The 15,477-nt window shown below is 72.6% G+C and carries 14 protein-coding genes and 2 tRNA genes; 4 read left to right on the top strand and 12 right to left on the bottom strand.

Translation table 11 applies throughout. The features are described 5' to 3' along the window. Positions 1 to 147: 147 nt before the first annotated feature. The 4 genes from ACZ7RU_RS00305 to ACZ7RU_RS00290 form a co-directional block, all read right to left on the bottom strand. Positions 148 to 810, bottom strand: coding sequence for an ATP-dependent Clp protease proteolytic subunit (locus ACZ7RU_RS00305; RefSeq protein ID WP_387748188.1), 663 nt, complete (start codon positions 808 to 810; stop codon positions 148 to 150). A gap of 56 nt (positions 811 to 866) precedes the next feature. Beyond that, positions 867 to 1,493 carry an ATP-dependent Clp protease proteolytic subunit gene (locus ACZ7RU_RS00300; RefSeq protein ID WP_387749246.1) on the bottom strand — a complete coding sequence of 209 codons (627 nt, stop codon included), beginning with the start codon at positions 1,491 to 1,493 and terminating at the stop codon, positions 867 to 869. Between the two features lie 260 nt (positions 1,494 to 1,753). After that, positions 1,754 to 3,151 carry a trigger factor gene (gene tig / locus ACZ7RU_RS00295; protein ID WP_470338726.1) on the bottom strand — a complete coding sequence of 466 codons (1,398 nt, stop codon included), beginning with the start codon at positions 3,149 to 3,151 and terminating at the stop codon, positions 1,754 to 1,756. Positions 3,152 to 3,456: 305 nt separating this feature from the next. After that, positions 3,457 to 3,530 (bottom strand) — tRNA-Pro (locus ACZ7RU_RS00290). A 183-nt stretch (positions 3,531 to 3,713) separates the two neighbouring features. Between ACZ7RU_RS00290 and ACZ7RU_RS00285 the strand changes: the two genes are divergently transcribed. Next, positions 3,714 to 3,784: transfer RNA gene (locus tag ACZ7RU_RS00285), tRNA-Gly, on the top strand. Between the two features lie 63 nt (positions 3,785 to 3,847). Here ACZ7RU_RS00285 and ACZ7RU_RS00280 read toward each other — a convergent pair. Continuing rightward, positions 3,848 to 4,405, bottom strand: coding sequence for a DUF6197 family protein (locus tag ACZ7RU_RS00280; RefSeq protein ID WP_470338725.1), 558 nt, complete (start codon positions 4,403 to 4,405; stop codon positions 3,848 to 3,850). Between the two features lie 190 nt (positions 4,406 to 4,595). On the opposite strand from ACZ7RU_RS00280, the gene ACZ7RU_RS00275 reads away from it, so the two are divergent. Further along, positions 4,596 to 5,387, top strand: coding sequence for a DUF6348 family protein (locus tag ACZ7RU_RS00275; RefSeq protein ID WP_470338724.1), 792 nt, complete (start codon positions 4,596 to 4,598; stop codon positions 5,385 to 5,387). Positions 5,388 to 5,416: 29 nt separating this feature from the next. Here the strand turns inward: ACZ7RU_RS00275 and ACZ7RU_RS00270 are convergent, their stop codons facing one another. From ACZ7RU_RS00270 to ACZ7RU_RS00255, 4 genes are all read right to left on the bottom strand, one after another. Next, the gene (locus ACZ7RU_RS00270; protein WP_470338723.1) at positions 5,417 to 5,614 is read right to left on the bottom strand and encodes a hypothetical protein; all 198 of its coding nucleotides are present in this window, start codon (positions 5,612 to 5,614) and stop codon (positions 5,417 to 5,419) included. A 478-nt stretch (positions 5,615 to 6,092) separates the two neighbouring features. Beyond that, positions 6,093 to 7,319 carry a PP2C family protein-serine/threonine phosphatase gene (locus ACZ7RU_RS00265; protein WP_470338722.1) on the bottom strand — a complete coding sequence of 409 codons (1,227 nt, stop codon included), beginning with the start codon at positions 7,317 to 7,319 and terminating at the stop codon, positions 6,093 to 6,095. A 331-nt stretch (positions 7,320 to 7,650) separates the two neighbouring features. Next, complete coding sequence (locus tag ACZ7RU_RS00260; RefSeq protein ID WP_470338721.1) at positions 7,651 to 8,136, bottom strand: ribose-5-phosphate isomerase; 486 nt, start codon at positions 8,134 to 8,136, stop codon at positions 7,651 to 7,653. A 97-nt stretch (positions 8,137 to 8,233) separates the two neighbouring features. Further along, positions 8,234 to 8,833: a biotin transporter BioY gene (locus ACZ7RU_RS00255; RefSeq protein WP_470338720.1), complete on the bottom strand. Its 600-nt coding sequence runs from the start codon at positions 8,831 to 8,833 to the stop codon at positions 8,234 to 8,236. Positions 8,834 to 9,099: 266 nt separating this feature from the next. Here ACZ7RU_RS00255 and ACZ7RU_RS00250 point away from each other — a divergent pair, with 266 nt between their 5' ends. After that, on the top strand, positions 9,100 to 10,524 hold the full coding sequence (locus tag ACZ7RU_RS00250; RefSeq protein ID WP_470338719.1) for an amino acid permease: 1,425 nt from the start codon (positions 9,100 to 9,102) through the stop codon (positions 10,522 to 10,524). 76 nt (positions 10,525 to 10,600) lie between these two features. Here the strand turns inward: ACZ7RU_RS00250 and ACZ7RU_RS00245 are convergent, their stop codons facing one another. Then, positions 10,601 to 11,233: a mycothiol-dependent nitroreductase Rv2466c family protein gene (locus tag ACZ7RU_RS00245; RefSeq protein ID WP_470338718.1), complete on the bottom strand. Its 633-nt coding sequence runs from the start codon at positions 11,231 to 11,233 to the stop codon at positions 10,601 to 10,603. A gap of 223 nt (positions 11,234 to 11,456) precedes the next feature. Between ACZ7RU_RS00245 and pepN the strand changes: the two genes are divergently transcribed. Then, positions 11,457 to 14,021: an aminopeptidase N gene (pepN, locus tag ACZ7RU_RS00240; protein ID WP_470338717.1), complete on the top strand. Its 2,565-nt coding sequence runs from the start codon at positions 11,457 to 11,459 to the stop codon at positions 14,019 to 14,021. 142 nt (positions 14,022 to 14,163) lie between these two features. Here the strand turns inward: pepN and ACZ7RU_RS00235 are convergent, their stop codons facing one another. Beyond that, positions 14,164 to 14,463 carry a putative quinol monooxygenase gene (locus ACZ7RU_RS00235; RefSeq protein WP_387748166.1) on the bottom strand — a complete coding sequence of 100 codons (300 nt, stop codon included), beginning with the start codon at positions 14,461 to 14,463 and terminating at the stop codon, positions 14,164 to 14,166. Continuing rightward, positions 14,463 to 15,428 carry an NAD-dependent epimerase/dehydratase family protein gene (locus ACZ7RU_RS00230; RefSeq protein WP_470338716.1) on the bottom strand — a complete coding sequence of 322 codons (966 nt, stop codon included), beginning with the start codon at positions 15,426 to 15,428 and terminating at the stop codon, positions 14,463 to 14,465. The genes ACZ7RU_RS00235 and ACZ7RU_RS00230 overlap by 1 nt, the downstream gene beginning before the upstream one ends. Between the last annotated feature and the right edge of the window lie 49 nt (positions 15,429 to 15,477).

Below are 15,477 nucleotides of genomic sequence, written 5' to 3'. Positions count from 1 at the left end.
TGTGTGCCTGGGTTTGGGGGGGGGGGGGGAAGAAAGGGGTTGTGGCGGGGGGTCCGGGGGGGGGTAGGGGGCGGGGTCAATACCAGGGTAAACCCCCCGCCCCGACGGGACCCTCCGGCCCGGTCGCGGGCCGGGAGGGAGCCGACCTCAGGAGGTCAGCGAGGTCTTGCGGGTGGTGATGATCTGGTCGACCAGGCCGTACTCGACGGCCTCCTCGGCGGTGAGGATCTTGTCGCGCTCGATGTCGTCGCGCACCTGCTCCGGCGACTTGTTGGAGTGCTTGGAGAGCATCTCCTCCAGCTGCTCGCGCATCCGGAAGATCTCCTTGGCCTGGATCTCCAGGTCGGACACCTGGCCGCGGCCGGTCTCGGTGTACGGCTGGTGGATCAGGATGCGGGCGTTCGGCAGCGCCATCCGCTTGCCGGGGGTGCCGGCGGCGAGCAGCACGGCCGCGGCGGAGGCCGCCTGGCCCATGCAGACCGTGGTGATGTCCGGCTTCACGTACTGCATGGTGTCGTAGATGGCCGTCAGGGCCGTGAACGAGCCGCCGGGCGAGTTGATGTACATCTGGATCTCGCGGTCCGGGTCCATCGACTCCAGGCACAGCAGCTGCGCCATGATGTCGTTCGCCGAGACGTCGTCGACCTGCGAGCCGAGGAAGATGATGCGCTCCTCGAACAGCTTGGCGTACGGGTCGTACTCGCGGATGCCCTGCGTGGTGCGCTCGACGAAGCGCGGGACGATGTAGCGGCCCTCGGCACGCATGTCCTCGACGCGGGCCTTGGCGGCCGACAGGCTGGGGATGTTCATGGGGGTCCTTGTCCTCCGGGGCGTTGGGGCTGTGGTCTCGCGGGCCGGGCCGAGGCTCAGGCAGCGCCCGTGCCGCCGCCGCCGGGGACGTCCGCGGCACTGTGCATGATCGCGTCGATGAGGCCGTACTCCAGGGCCTCCTCCGGGGTGAACCAGCGGTCGCGGTCGGAGTCGGCGGTGATCTGCTCGAAGGACTGGCCGCTGTGGTGGGCGATCAGCTCGGACATCCGCTTCTTGGTGCGGAGCAGCTGCTCGGCCTGGATCCGGATGTCGGTGGCGGAGCCGCCGAGGCCCGCGGAGGGCTGGTGCATCAGGATGGTGGAGTTCGGCAGCGAGAAGCGCTTGCCCGGGGCACCCGCGGTCAGCAGGAACTGGCCCATCGAGGCCGCCATGCCCATCGCGATGGTGACGACGTCGTTCTTGATGTACTGCATGGTGTCGTAGATCGCCATGCCGGCCGAGATCGAGCCGCCCGGGGAGTTGATGTAGAGGAAGATGTCCTTGTCCGGGTCCGCGGCCAGCAGCAGCAGCTGCGCGGTGATCTTGTTGGCGATGTCGTCGTCGACCGCCTGGCCGAGGAAGATGATCCGCTCGTTGAGCAGCCGGTTGTAGACCTGGTCGCCAAGGCCGCCGAGCACGTCACCAGCGGCGGCGTGCGGCACCATCGGGCCAGGCATCTGCATCTGCGGGAACGTCACTTAGCCACCTGCTCAGTCGATTTGGACGGTCGCTCCGCGGCCGTCACCGGGCGCACAGCTACCGGGTATCACGTCGTGATTGTTGCTGTCCAAGGACCCTAACGCGCAGGCCGGGCCGCAGAATCCCTCACGCAGAACTGTTCGCTGTGAGCGCAGGGTCGCGGCGGCCGCAGCAGGGACGACAGCGGGCCCGGACACCGTACGGCGTCCGGGCCCGCTGCGGCCTGAAGGGGCTACCGGGGCACTCAGGCCTCGGTCTTCTCCTCGGCGGCGGCCTCGGCCTCGACGGCCTCGCCCGACTGCGACTCGTCGGCCTCGTCCTCGTCGTCGAAGTTGATCTCGTTGCCCTCGGTGTCGACGACCTTGGCGGCCTCGACCACGGTGGCCAGCGCCTTGCCGCGGGCGACCTCGCCGACCAGCAGCGGAACCTGGCCGCCCTGGACGACCTGCTGGGCGAACTGGTCCGGGGTGAGGCCGGAGCCGGCGGCGCGGCGGATGAGGTGCTCGGTCAGCTCCTCCTGGTTAACACCCAGCTCCTCGTCGGCGACGATCTGGTCCAGGACGAACTGGGTCTTGATGCCCTTCTTCGCCTGCTCCTCGATCTCCGCGTCCCACTCCTCGCGGGTCTTGCCCTGGGTCTCCAGGTACGCGTCGATGGTGAGGCCCATCGGCTGGAGCTGGTGGTGCTCCAGGTTGTGCTTGCGGGTCTCGACCTCGTCCTTGAGGAGCTTCTCGGGGTACTCGATCTCAACCAGCGCGAGCAGCGCGTCCAGGACCTTCTCCTGGGCCTGGGTGGCCTGGTCGTACTCCTTCATGCGCTCCAGGCGCTTGCGGGAGTCGGCGCGCAGGTCCTCCAGGGTGTCGAACTCGCTGGCCAGCTGGGCGAACTCGTCGTCCAGCTCGGGCAGCTCCTTCTCCTGGACGGCCGTGACGGTGACGGTGACCTCGGAGGTCTTGCCCGCCTGGGTGCCGCCCTTGAGCTCGGTCTCGAAGGTCTTCTGCTCGCCGGCCGACAGGCCGACGACCGCGTCGTCGATGCCGTCGATGAGGCGGCCCGAGCCGATCTCGTAGCTGACGCCGGTGGCGGTGCCGTCCTCCGGCACCTCACCGTCGACCTTGGCGACGAGGTCCACGACCACGGTGTCACCGGCGGCGGCGGCGCGCTCGACGTCCTTGACCGAGGAGAAGCGCTCGCGCAGCTGCTCCAGGGACTTCTCGACGTCCTCGTCGGAGACGGCGATCGGGTCGACGGTCACCTCGATGGAGGAGAACTCCGGCAGGGTGACCTCCGGGCGGACGTCGACCTCGGCGGTGAACTTGAGGTCGCCACCGTCGGCGATCTTCTCGACACCCTCGATGTTGGTGATGTCGGGCTGTCCGAGGACCTCGATCTTGCCCTCGTCGACGGCCTGCGTGTAGAAGCGCGGCAGGGCGTCGTTGACGGCCTCCTCCAGCACGGCACCACGGCCGAAGCGCTGGTCGATGACCCGGTTCGGGATCTTGCCCTTGCGGAAGCCCGGGACCGAGACCTGCTGGTTGATCTTCTTGTACGCCGCGTCGAGGCTGGGCTTGAGCTCCTCGAAGGGCACCTCGACGGTGAGTCGAACCCGGGTCGGGTTCAGAGTCTCGACGGCGCTCTTCACGGTTTGGTCTCCTATGGGCTTGCGGTCGGGTTGTCTCCGCCCGTCCCCGTCACCCGGCCGGAGCCGGAAGGGGGGTCGGACGAGACGGGCGATGGGCGGTTGGAGCTGCATCTCCCGTGGGGTGGACGGTGAGCTTGACTCCTCGCCCTCGGGCGGTTGACCTGGGTTGACGCCACAGGGACTACCGCCAGCGCCCCATCCTACCGGTACCACGAAAGGCGGACGCCAGGCGCCACCGTACCGCCGCCGTGGAGGACCGATACAGAACAGGGCCCCGCCCCGGTGGGCGAGACCCTGCCGCACTGTCGGGGTGGCCGGATTCGAACCGACGGCCTTCCGCTCCCAAAGCGGACGCGCTACCAAACTGCGCCACACCCCGTGGTGCCGAGAGGAAGCGTACACGCCGGGCCTGGACGGCTCGCCGACTTGTTCCGCGCGGGCGCGGAAGAGGGGTGTGCGGGGCGCGGTGCGCGGTGCGCCGGGCGAAGCGGGGTGCGCTCGGGCGGCCGGACCAGGTACGCTGTCCCCCGAACTTCCGGCCGGTGACGGCCGCGGAGGTCGTGCGGGCGTAGCTCAATGGTAGAGCCCTAGTCTTCCAAACTAGTCACGCGAGTTCGATTCTCGTCGCCCGCTCTTCGGTCCGGCCCCGGTACGCCCAGCGCACCGGGGCCGTCGACGTCTCCGGGCCCGGCGCGCTCAGAGCCCGAGCCGGGCGGCCCGGGCGGCGGCCCGGTCCAGCAGCTGGTGGACGTCACCCTCCCGGGTGGTCGGGCGGTCGTTGTACTCGTCCGGGGAGCGCGCCGGGCGGCCGGTGGCGTGCAGCACCTCCATCAGCTGGACCCGGGCGGTGCGCACGGTGGCCGGGGTGCCGTAGCCGTGCGCCAGCACGGCGGCCTGGGCGCCGAGCAGGCAGACCCGGCCGGCCTCGTCCCACATCGCGCCCTGGAGCCAGCCGTGCGCCCCGATGTAGCGGGAGGCGAGCCGGAGGTGGTCGGCCACACCGACCGGGACGGGGCGGGCCGGCCGGCCCAGCGCCCGGTCGAGCAGGGTGGCCCGGGGCTCGGGGTGGCCGGCCTGCCAGGGCCTCGGGGTGCTGCCGTACGGGCAGACGTACGGCACCGGGGTGCGCGCGGGGGCGGACAGCGAGGCGAGGTAGGCCTCGATCTCGGCGACCAGCCCGGAGCCGGCGGGGCCGAACGGCGGCGACCCGGGGGCGAGGAGGACGGGCGGGGGCGGGGCGGTGGTGCGGGGCATGCGGGTCCTCCGGGCGGACGGCCTTCAGGTTCCGCTGCCCAAAGTGGGGCATTCGGGACTTTTCCGCGACCGGAGGGACGTGGCGTCCGGACGGTTTCCCGGCGGGCTGTCGGGCCGATAGCCTCGGCGGCGTTCGAGCGCAGTTCGAGCGCGAGCTCAGCCGCCGCGCTCCCGAGGTGGAGGAGTCCCGGTGCGTGCGCAGGAGCGACTGGCCGTCATTCAGCGCTGTGTGATCCGGGAGATGGCGCGACTGGGCCAGGTGTTCCGCCTGGACGGCGAGGTGGTCCGCGGCCCCGGCACCACCGCGGTGGCGGTCCGCGAGCACCCCGGGGACGAGGGCGCGGGGCACGTCGACCTCGGCTTCGTGCTGCACCTGGGCCGGGCGGACGCCCCGGTGGTGTGGGACTGCGCGCCCGGCCTCGGCCAGACCGAGGAGGAGAAGCTCGCCAACGCGGTGAAGCTGTGGGCGACCACCACCGCCTCCGTGCTGGTCGAGCTGGCGGAACGGCGCGGGGTCCACGCCGACCACCCGGACCTGCCCGAACTCCCGGGCTGGTACGCGGTGCAGGGGCCGGCCGCGGTGTTCGGCTTCGGCAACGAGCACCTGGCGCGCTGGCTGGCCGAGCACCGGGTGCTGCCGGCCCTGGCGCCCGCGCTGCGCGCGGAGTTGACCGGGCCCGGGCCCGTGGGCGTCAAGCTCTTCCTGGGCGGGAAGGCGGGGGACGACGTCGCCGAGGTCCGGGTGGGCGGCGAGGTCTCGGAGGCGGCGTCCGCGGCGCTGCGCGCGCTGGACTGGCCGCGGGGTGAACGGCTGTGCTGGGCGCGGCTGTTCGTCCTGTTGACGGCCGAGCCGACGGCACCGGGGCGGACCGCGCCGACGGGTGCCGTGGCACCCGCGCCGACGCGCGCCCCGGCCCCGCCGGCGGCTCGCCCCCGGGGACTGTTCGCGCGCTGGCGGGAGGCCAGACGGGCCGACCGGTGACGGTGACTCACCCGGCCGTCCCGCCCGGGTCAGCCGCCGGTGATGCTGGAGATGCTGTGCGCGAGGTTGGCCAGCAGGGAGTTGATCGAGCCCGCGACGGTGGTCTCGTGCAGCATGAAGCCGAACAGGGCGGCGACGATCGCGTGCGGGATCTTCATCTGCTTGTTGCGGATGAAGATGATGCACAGGATCGCGAACAGGACCAGAGCGGAGACGGAGAGTGCCACCCGGACTCACTTCCTCGTTTTCATAGCGGGGTGCCACCGCCCGGCGGCACCTGCGAAAGCCGGACCCCGGCCTGTCCGACGGTCCCGAGGCGGAATCGCGGACCGTCCGGCACACCGCCGGTGAGGGAGCCCACGGTCGACCGCTGCCTGTCGTGCCGCACGTGCCGCCCCCCATCCCCCGAATCCTGAACAGTCCCGCCCGGACTCAGTGTGGTCGACCGTGCCGATTGCGTAAAGGTCTGACAGTCAGCCCAACGCCGATATCCTGCGATGCGAGACGAGTTTCCGCCGACCGGGACGATAGCGGAGGGGTCCTGACGAATCGTCGGCGGGGCCGGGCTGAGCGGCCGGAAAACTGCCGGGGGCGGGGAACGGAAGCCGCTGGTCCGGTCAGTCGACGGGGCGTCCGATTTGGCTGAAGATCAGCTGCCAGGCTTGACAGCGGCGGCTGCCCTCGGCATGTGCCCGGAGCCGGGCGTCAGTCGCGCCAGAGCAGCAGCACGGCACGGTCGTCGTTGATGTCCCGGGCGACCGTCTCGATCAGCGCGCCCGCGGCGCCCGTGCCGGTCCCCGGTCCGCCGCCGGGAACCAGCCGGTCCGCCTCCCCCATCAGCCGGTCCATGCCCTCCCCGAGGTCCCGGCCCGGCGCCTCGACCATGCCGTCGGTGCACAGCATCAGCACGTCGCCCCGGTTCAGCCGGCCGCGCACGCCCTCGAACTTGGCACCGTCGTAGATCCCGAGCAGCGGGCCCTCGGCCTGCTTGACCTCCCAGCGCCCCTCGCCGGCCAACCGCTGCATGCCCGGCAGGTGCCCGGCCGAGAGCAGCTCGTACTCGCCGGTGTCCAGGTCCAGCACCAGGTGGACGGCGGTGGCGAAGCCCTCCTCCCAGGACTGGCGCAGCAGGTAGCCGTTGGCGGCGGGCAGGAAGTCGTGCGCGGGCAGCGAGCCGACCAGGCCGCCGAAGGCGCCGGAGAGCAGCAGCGCGCGGGAGCCGGCGTCCATGCCCTTGCCGGAGACGTCCGCGAGGACCACCTCCAGCAGCCGCTGGCCGGGGCCGGTGCGGGCGGCGACCACGAAGTCCCCGGAGAAGGACTGGCCGCCGGCCGGGCGCAGCGCCATGTCCGCGTGCCAGCCGTCCGGCAGCTCGGGCACCCGGCTCTGCACCCGCAGGCGCTCGCGCAGGTCGAACAGCATGGTGGAGCCGCCCCACCAGGGCACGCCGACCCGGGCCCGGAACTGGGCGAGCAGCAGGCCGCCCACCCCGGCGGCGCCGACCACCAGGGCGGCGCCCGGGGTCACGCCGTAGACGTAGGCCTCGGGGTTGTCGCTGGCGACCCGCTGGCCGGTGTGGATCACGGACTCGGCGGAGAGGCCGAGTGCGGCCAGCGCGTAGAGCACCACCAGGCTGCCGGGGCGCAGCAGCAGGGCGCCGGCCAGGATCGGCAGGACCAGGGAGGTGGGCGGGGCCCAGTCGGGCAACCAGATGTTGAGCAGGATCAGCAGCGGGACCAGCAGGGCGAGCGCGCAGAGCACCGGCCAGTCGGCGGCGCCGCCGCGGAAGTAGTCCACACCGGCCGTGCGCAGCCTTCGGCGGACCCGGCGGAGCCTCTTGCGCAACCGGGCCGTCACGGACTCGGTCGCCGGGGCGGCGCCGGGCCTCGTCGCAGTCGTCTGGGGCGGTGTGCCCGGCGCTCTGCCAGCCATGGGGCCCGACCCTATCCACGGGCACCGCCCGGCGTCGACGGGCCGGGGGCGGGCACCGTCGGCGGAGCGCGGGGTGTCCACCGGGTTTCGGCCGATCGGGAGGGTTGCGGGCGTGCCGTCAGGAGGCGTGCGCGGGTTGGGTGCAGGAACCCTGCGGACGGCGCGTGCGCCGCGCGCGCGGGGGTGTCCGCGCGCGGGGGCCTGTGGCCGATCCCACAGGCGGTGCGGGGCGGTTCCGGGCGCGTCACGCGGCCTCGGGGGGCCTCCGGGGACGGCGACGGCCGGTCGCGCGGAGCGTGCGGCCGGCCGTCGGGAAGGGTGGGTGGCGGGATCAGCCCTGCGGGTGGTGGGCGGGGATCGGCGGGAGTTCGCCGGTGGTCTCGTACTCGCTCAGCATCTCGATCCGGCGGGTGTGCCGGGCCTCGCCGCTGTACGGGGTGCTGAGGAAGACCTCGACGAACCGGGTGGCCTCCTCCAGCGAGTGCATGCGCCCGCCGATGGAGATCACGTTGGCGTTGTTGTGCTGACGGCCGAGTTCGGCGGTCTGCGCGCTCCAGGCCAGCGCGGCCCGGACGCCCTTGACCTTGTTGGCGGCGATCGCCTCGCCGTTGCCCGAGCCGCCGATCACGATGCCCAGGGCGTCCTCGTCGGCGGCGGTGCGCTCGGCGGCGCGCAGGCAGAACGGCGGGTAGTCGTCCTCGGCGTCGTAGATGTGCGGCCCGCAGTCGACCGGCTCGTGGCCGGCCCCCTTGAGCCACTCCACGAGGTGGTTCTTCAGTTCGTATCCGGCATGGTCGGAGCCCAGGTACACGCGCATGCCATGAGTGTGGCATGCGCGTGCGCCCGGGCCCGACAACGGGGGCGCCGCGGGGCCCGCTCGGCCCGCTCGGCCCGGCCGGTCGGCGCCGGGCGGGTCAGCGCCGGCCGAGCAGCTTCCACGCCAGCGGCAGGGCGCCGGCGGCGAAGGCGGCCTTGAGGGCGTCGCCGACCAGGTACGGGTAGAGGCCGAGCTCGGCGGCGCGGGCGAGCGACACGTGCAGCGACACGGCCAGGTACGGGACGCCGACCGCGTAGATGGCGAGGCTGCCGAGGACCATGGCGACGGCGGTGTCGACCGGGCTGCGGTCGGCGCCGCGGCGGGCCAGCGCGCCGGTCACGGCGGCGGCGAGGACGAAGCCGAGCACGTAGCCGAACGAGGCCGTCGCCCAGCCCGAGGTGCCCCCGGCGAACCAGGGCAGGCCCGCCATGCCGGCCAGCAGGTACAGCGCGAGCGAGGCGACGCCGCGGCGGGCGCCGAGCGCGGTGCCGACCAGCAGGGCGGCGAAGGTCTGGCCGGTGACCGGCACCGGCGAGCCGGGGACGTTCACCGACAGCTGGGCGGCCACGCCGGTCAGCGCGGCGCCGCCGGCCACCAGGGCCAGGTCGCGGACCTGGGTGCCGAGGCGCGTGGAGGCGGCGGGCAGCAGGTCGGCGAGGACGGCGCGGCGCGGTATCGAAGTGGTGGCAGTGGCCATCGGGGCTCCTCCGTGAGAGTCCAGGTGAGTGAACACCTGTGAACCTACGCGGTGATCCACTGGCCGAACGGCACGGTTTCGGACAAAGCCCCGCCCTCGGGTGTTGTCGGAACCGAACCGGAACGACTCCTGGTCACAGCATGATCACGGTAGGTTTCGGCATGGTCCGCATGGTGGGCCCGATTCGAACATTCTTGGCATGGACAAGGGTGCCGCCGGATATTGGACAGCTCATGTCGCATACCGCACAGTCTGGAACCACCCCTATGGCCCCCACTTCCGCCCCACCGGCGACCGGGACCCCCGACGGCACCCAGCCGGCCGCCGCCCCGGCGTCGGGTGGCCAGCAGCTCTCCCACGGGCTGAAGCAGCGCCACCTGTCCATGATCGCCCTCGGCGGCGTGATCGGCGCCGGCCTCTTCGTCGGCTCCGGCGCCGGCATCGCGGCCGCCGGCCCGGCGATCATCCTGGCGTTCGTGCTCTCCGGCCTCCTGGTCATGCTGATCATGCGGATGCTCGGTGAGATGTCCGCCGCCCGCCCCGCCTCCGGATCGTTCTCGGTGCACGCCGAGAAGGAGATCGGCCCGTGGGCCGGGATCACGGCCGGCTGGATGTACTGGGTGATGCTCTGCTGCGGCGTCGCCGCCGAGGCCACCGCCGCCGGGAAGATCGTCAACGGCTGGATACCCGGCGTCTCCGCCTGGATCTGGGTCGGCCTGTTCATGGTCTTCTTCTGCGCCAGCAACCTCACCGCGGTGAAGAACTTCGGCGAGTTCGAGTTCTGGTTCGCCGCGATCAAGGTCGCCGCGATCGTCACCTTCCTGGTCCTCGGCGGGCTCGGCATCGCCGGCGTGCTCGGCCCCGGCGCCCCCGGCACCGCGAACCTCACCGGCCAGGGCGGCTTCCTGCCCAACGGCGTCGACGGGCTGATCATCGGCCTGCTCGCCTCGGTCTTCGCGTACGGCGGTCTGGAGACCGTGACCATCGCCGCCGCCGAGTCCGACGACCCCCAGAAGAACGTCGCCAACGCCGTGCGCACCGCGGTGTGGCGGATCGCGATCTTCTACATCGGCTCGATGGCCCTGGTGGTCACCCTGGTCTCCTGGAAGGACCCGGCGGTCGTCTCCGACGGCCCGTACGTCACCGTACTGAGCCACCTCGGGGTGCCCGCCGCCGGAACGATCATGCAGGTGGTGGTGCTGGTCGCGCTGCTGTCCGCGATGAACGCCAACATCTACGGCGCCTCCCGGATGGCGTACTCGCTGGTCGGCCGCGGCCAGGGCCCCAAGGCGCTGGCCAAGGTCAGCGGCGGGGTGCCGCGCAGAGCCGTGCTGATCTCCTGTCTGTTCGGCTTCGGCGCCGTGCTGGCCGCCAAGTTCTGGCCGGAGACCGTGTTCACCTGGCTGATGAACACCACCGGCGTGGCGATCCTGGTGGTCTGGCTGTTCATCTGCGTGGTCCAGCTGCGGATGCGCCGCCGGCTGGAGCGCGAGGCTCCCGAGCTGCTCACCGTGAAGATGTGGGGCTTCCCGTACCTGACCTGGATCGCGATGGCCGCGGTGGCCGGCGTCCTCGCCCTGATGACCACCACCGAGGGCAACCGCGAGCAGCTGTACGCGGCCGGCGTGCTGGTCGCGGCACTCACCGTCGCCGGGCTGCTCAAGCAGCGCCGGGACGCCGCCCCGCGCTGACCTCCGGTCCGCACGCACGCACGGCGAGGGCCCGGTACCGATGGGGTACCGGGCCCTGCCGCGTTCCGTGCCGGGACTACTCGAAGGACGGGCCGGCCGTGCGGGTGCGCTTGATCTCGTAGAAGCCCGGGGTGGAGGCCACCAGCAGGGTGCCGTCCCACAGCCGGGCCGCGGCCTCGCCCTTCGGGGCGGGGGTGACCACCGGACCGAAGAAGGCCACCCGCTCGCCGTCCGCGCCCTCGACCGCGATCACCGGGGTGCCGACGTCCTCGCCGACCAGGGTGATGCCCTCCTTGTGCGAGGCGCGCAGGGCCTCGTCGTACGCGTCCGTGCCGGCCGCGTCGGCCAGCTCGGCGGGCAGGCCCGCGGCCACCAGGGCGGCCGTGACGGTCTCCCGGTTCTGCGGCAGGCCCTGGTTGTGGAAGCGCACGCCCAGCTCGGTGTAGAGCCGGCCGAGCACCTCCGGCCCGTGCTGCTCTGCGGCGGCGACGCAGACCCGCACCGCGCCCCAGGCCTTCTCCAGGAAGTCCCGGTAGTCCTGCGGGAGGTCCCGGTGCTCGTTGAGCACCGACAGGCTCATCACGTGCCAGCGCACGTCGACCGGGCGCAGCTGCTGGACCTCGATCAGCCAGCGGGACGTCATCCACGCCCACGGGCAGGCCGGGTCGAACCAGAAGTCGGCGGTCTTGCGCTCAGCGGCAGTCGTCACTGCGGGTGTCCTTCGTGAGGTGGTCCGAGGCAGGGAGGAGTTCCCTCCCGGGGACGCCAACACCCGCCCGGCGCCGCTGATTCCGGTACGGACGCGGCCGCCTGTGCAATGGTACTGGCGGTACGGGGCGTGAAAGGATGACCCCGCGCGGAGCACACCCCCGCGCCGAGACCGCACCACCCACAGGCGCACCACCGTGCGAGCCGGACAAAGGAGTACCGCCGTGCCTGGCAAGAACCTCAGCCGCGACGAGGCGCAGCAGCGGGCCAGCATCCTGGCCGTGGACGGCTACCAGGTCCGGCTGGACGTGACCTCGGCCCCGGACCAGGCGGCCGGCACCTTCCGCTCCACCACCACCGTCACCTTCCGCTGCTCCCAGCCCGGTGCGGACACCTTCCTGGACCTGCTCGCCCCCGCCGTCCGCTCGGTCACCCTCAACGGCCGCGCCCTCGACCCGGCCACCGCCTACGACGGCGCCCGGGTGCACGTCGACGGCCTGGCCGCCGAGAACGTGCTGACCGTGGAGGCGGACTGCGCCTACAGCCGCACCGGCGAGGGCCTGCACCGCTTCGTCGACCCGGTGGACGGCGAGACCTACCTCTACACCCACTACGAGCCGGCCGACGCCCGCCGGGTGTTCGCGAACTTCGAGCAGCCCGACCTGAAGGCCCCCTTCACCTTCACCGTGACCGCCCCGGCCGCCTGGGACGTGTGGTCCAACGCCCCGCACGAGCAGGTCGGCACCGACGGCGGGACCCGCACCTGGGAGTTCGCGCCGACCAGGCCGATCTCCACCTACCTCACCGCCGTCGTCGCCGGCCCGTACCACGTCGCCCGCGACCACTACCGCCGCGAGCTGGCCGACGGCACCGTGCTGGAGATCCCGCTCTCCGCGATGTGCCGCAGGTCGCTGGCCCCGTACTTCGACGCGGACGAGATCCTCGGCGTCACCAAGCTCGGACTCGACTTCTTCCACGAGGAGTTCGACTACCCGTACCCCTTCGGCAAGTACGACCAGGCCTTCGTCCCCGAGTACAACATCGGCGCGATGGAGAACCCCGGCTGCGTCACCTTCCGCGAGGAGTTCGTCTTCCGCTCGAAGGTCACCGACGCCGCCTACGAGGCCCGGGCCAACGTCATCCTGCACGAGATGGCGCACATGTGGTTCGGCGACCTGGTCACCATGCGCTGGTGGGACGACCTGTGGCTGAAGGAGTCCTTCGCCGACTTCATGGGCTCCTACGGCCTGATCGGCGCCCGCACCCGCTACTCCTCGGCCTGGGTCACCTTCGCCAACCAGCGCAAGGCCTGGGCCTACCGGCAGGACCAGTTCCCCACCACCCACCCGATCACCGCGGACATCCGGGACCTCGAGGACGCCAAGCTCAACTTCGACGGCATCACCTACGCCAAGGGCGCCTCCGTCCTCAAGCAGCTGGTGGCGTACGTCGGTTCGGCGGCCTTCTTCGAGGGCGCCCGCCGCTACTTCAAGCGCCACGCCTTCGGCAACACCGAGCTGGGCGACCTGCTGGAGGTGCTGGAGGAGACCAGCGGCCGCGACCTCAAGGCCTGGGCCGCCGCCTGGCTCCAGACCTCCGGGGTCAACGCGCTCACCCCGCAGGTCACCACCGACGCCGAGGGCCGGATCACCGAGCTGGCCGTGCTCCAGGACGGCGAGGTGCTGCGCCCGCACCGGATCGCGGTCGGCCTGTACGACCGGGACGCCGACGGCGCCCTGGTGCGCACCGGGCGGATCGAACTGGACGTCACCGGCGCCCGGACCGTCGTCTCCGAGGCGGCCGGCCTGCCCCGACCGGCGCTGGTGCTGCTCAACGACGACGACCTGACCTACTGCAAGATCCGCTTCGACGAGGAGTCGCTGGAGAACCTGCGCTCCGGCCTCGGCGACATCCGCGACGAGCTGGCCCGCGCGCTCACCTGGTCCGCGGTCTGGAACCTCACCCGGGACGGCCTGATGCCGGCCCGCGACTACGTCGCCCTGGTGCTGCGGTTCGCCGGCCAGGAGGGCAACATCGGCGTGCTCCAGTCGCTGCACACCCAGGCCAAGACCGCCGTCGACCTGTACGCCGACCCGGCCTGGCGCGGCGAGGGCGGCCGGCTGCTCGCCGACGGCGCCCTGCGCGAGCTGCGCGGCGCCGTCCCCGGCAGCGACCACCAGCTGGCCTGGGCCCGCTTCCTCGCCCAGACCGCGGGCGGCGCCGAGCACCTCGGCCTGGTCCGCGGCCTGCTGGCCGGCAGCGCCCGGATCGACGGCCTGGAGGTCGACCAGGACCTGCGCTGGTCGCTGTGGCTGGCGCTGGCCGCGGCCGGCCAGGCCGGCGACGAGGAGCTGGCCGCCGAGTTGTCCGCGGACAACACCGCGAGCGGCAAGCGGCACCACACCCAGTGCCTGGCCGCCCGGCCCACCGCGGAGGCCAAGGCCGCCGCCTGGTCGGCCGTGATCGACTCGGACGAGCTGCCGAGCGCCCTGGTCGAGGCCAACACCGCCGGCTTCTCGATCCCCGCCCAGCGCGACCTGACCGCCCTCTACGCGGCGCCGTACTTCAAGCTGCTGGAGCGGGTCTGGGCCGAGCGGAGCATCGAGATCGCGATGCGGATCGTCGGCGGCCTCTTCCCGATCGCCCAGACCGACGGGCCGACCCTGGCCGAGGCCGACGCCTGGCTCGAGGGGCACCCGCAGGCCGCGCCGGCGCTGCGCCGCCTGGTGCTGGAGCGCCGGGACGACCTGGCCCGCGCGCTGCGGGCGCAGGCCTGCGACCGGGCCTGACCGGCCGTACGCCGTAACGGCCCGGCGCCGCAACGGCCTTGCGCCGTACGGGTGTTGCGCTGAAAGACCGTGGGCCCCGGCCGCCCTTGGAACCCAGGGAGCGGTCGGGGCCCACGGCCGTCCGCGGCGCGGTGGAGTGCGCTCAGCCGGCGAACGCGGACACCGGGACGCTGGGGTGCACCTCGCGCTCGACCCGCGGCAGGATGTCCGGGATGTAGACCTTCTGGATCGCGTCGCCACCGTCGTGCGCCTCCCAGGCCTCCCGGGTCGCCCAGCGCTCGACCAGGACGAAGCGGCCCGGGTCGTCCTGCGAGTGGTACGCCTCCCAGCTGACGCAGCCGTCCTCGGCGAGGCACAGCGGCCGCATCCGGGCCAGGGCGTCGGCGACCGCCGGGACGCCGTCCGGCTCGGTGACCCTGACGATGACGATGAGGTCGAACATCACTGCTCCTTGGCGGTGGTGGGATCGGTCTCGGCGGCCGCGGCCCGGCCGAGTTCGGGCAGCCACTCGGCGATGGGGGTGAACCGGTAGCCGAGCGAGGCGGCCCGGTCGGCCGACATCGCGAAGTCGGCCGGGCAGGAGAACGGGGACAGGTCGGGATCGCCCGCCGGGTCCTCCTTCTCGATCACCTGGGCCTTCAGCCCGGTCGCCCCCTCCACCGAGGCAACGACATCGTAGACGTCGGCTGTGTCCGGGGAGGCCACGTTGACCGCACCGGTCACCTCGTTCACGGCCGCCCAGGCGAGGAAGCCGGCCGCGTCCTCGGCCCGCACCAGCGAGGTCCGGCCCGGCCGGGCGTGGGCCACCACGGGCCGCCCGTCCCGGATCCGGTCGACGTGGAAGCGGTAGCGGCCGGTGAAGTCGCCCTCCTCGGCCAGCACGTGGGCCACCCGGGCCAGCACCACCGGCACCCGGGCGCGGTCGGTCACCGCGGCCTCGGCCTGGCGCTTGCCCTCGCCGTAGTTGGCCTCCAGGTAGTCGTCGTCCTGCCAGGGCAGGGTCAGGTCGTACGGGTACCCGGCCGGGTCGAGCTCCTCCTCGCGGGCGAGGGCGCCGAACTCCGGTGCCGCGACCGGGCCGCGGAAGGTGTCCTTGTTGTAGACCTCTATGGTGCTGGTCAGCACCAGCTTCCCGGCCCGGTCCCCGAAGGCCTCACAGGCCTCCACCGCGGCGTTGGGGGTGTAGCACATCTGGTGCACCACGGCGTCGAACCGCTCCCCGGCCACCGCCTCGGCCAGCTCGCCGGGACGGTTGACGTCCGCGCGCAGCCGTCGGACCGAGTCCCCGAACGGGTCCGGGGTCCGGCCGCGGGTGATCAGGGTGACCCGGTGGCCCGCCGCCAGCAGCCGGCGCACCAGCAGCTTGCCGAAGTAGCGGGTCCCGCCGATGACGCAAATGTCAGCCATCTGCTCTTACCTGTCTCTTTCTCTCTCGTTCCGTCCGCGGCCGCGACGC

It is taken from the genome of Kitasatospora sp. NPDC114501, assembly GCF_055633695.1.
This window is presented reverse-complemented; position numbering and strand designations above follow the sequence as displayed.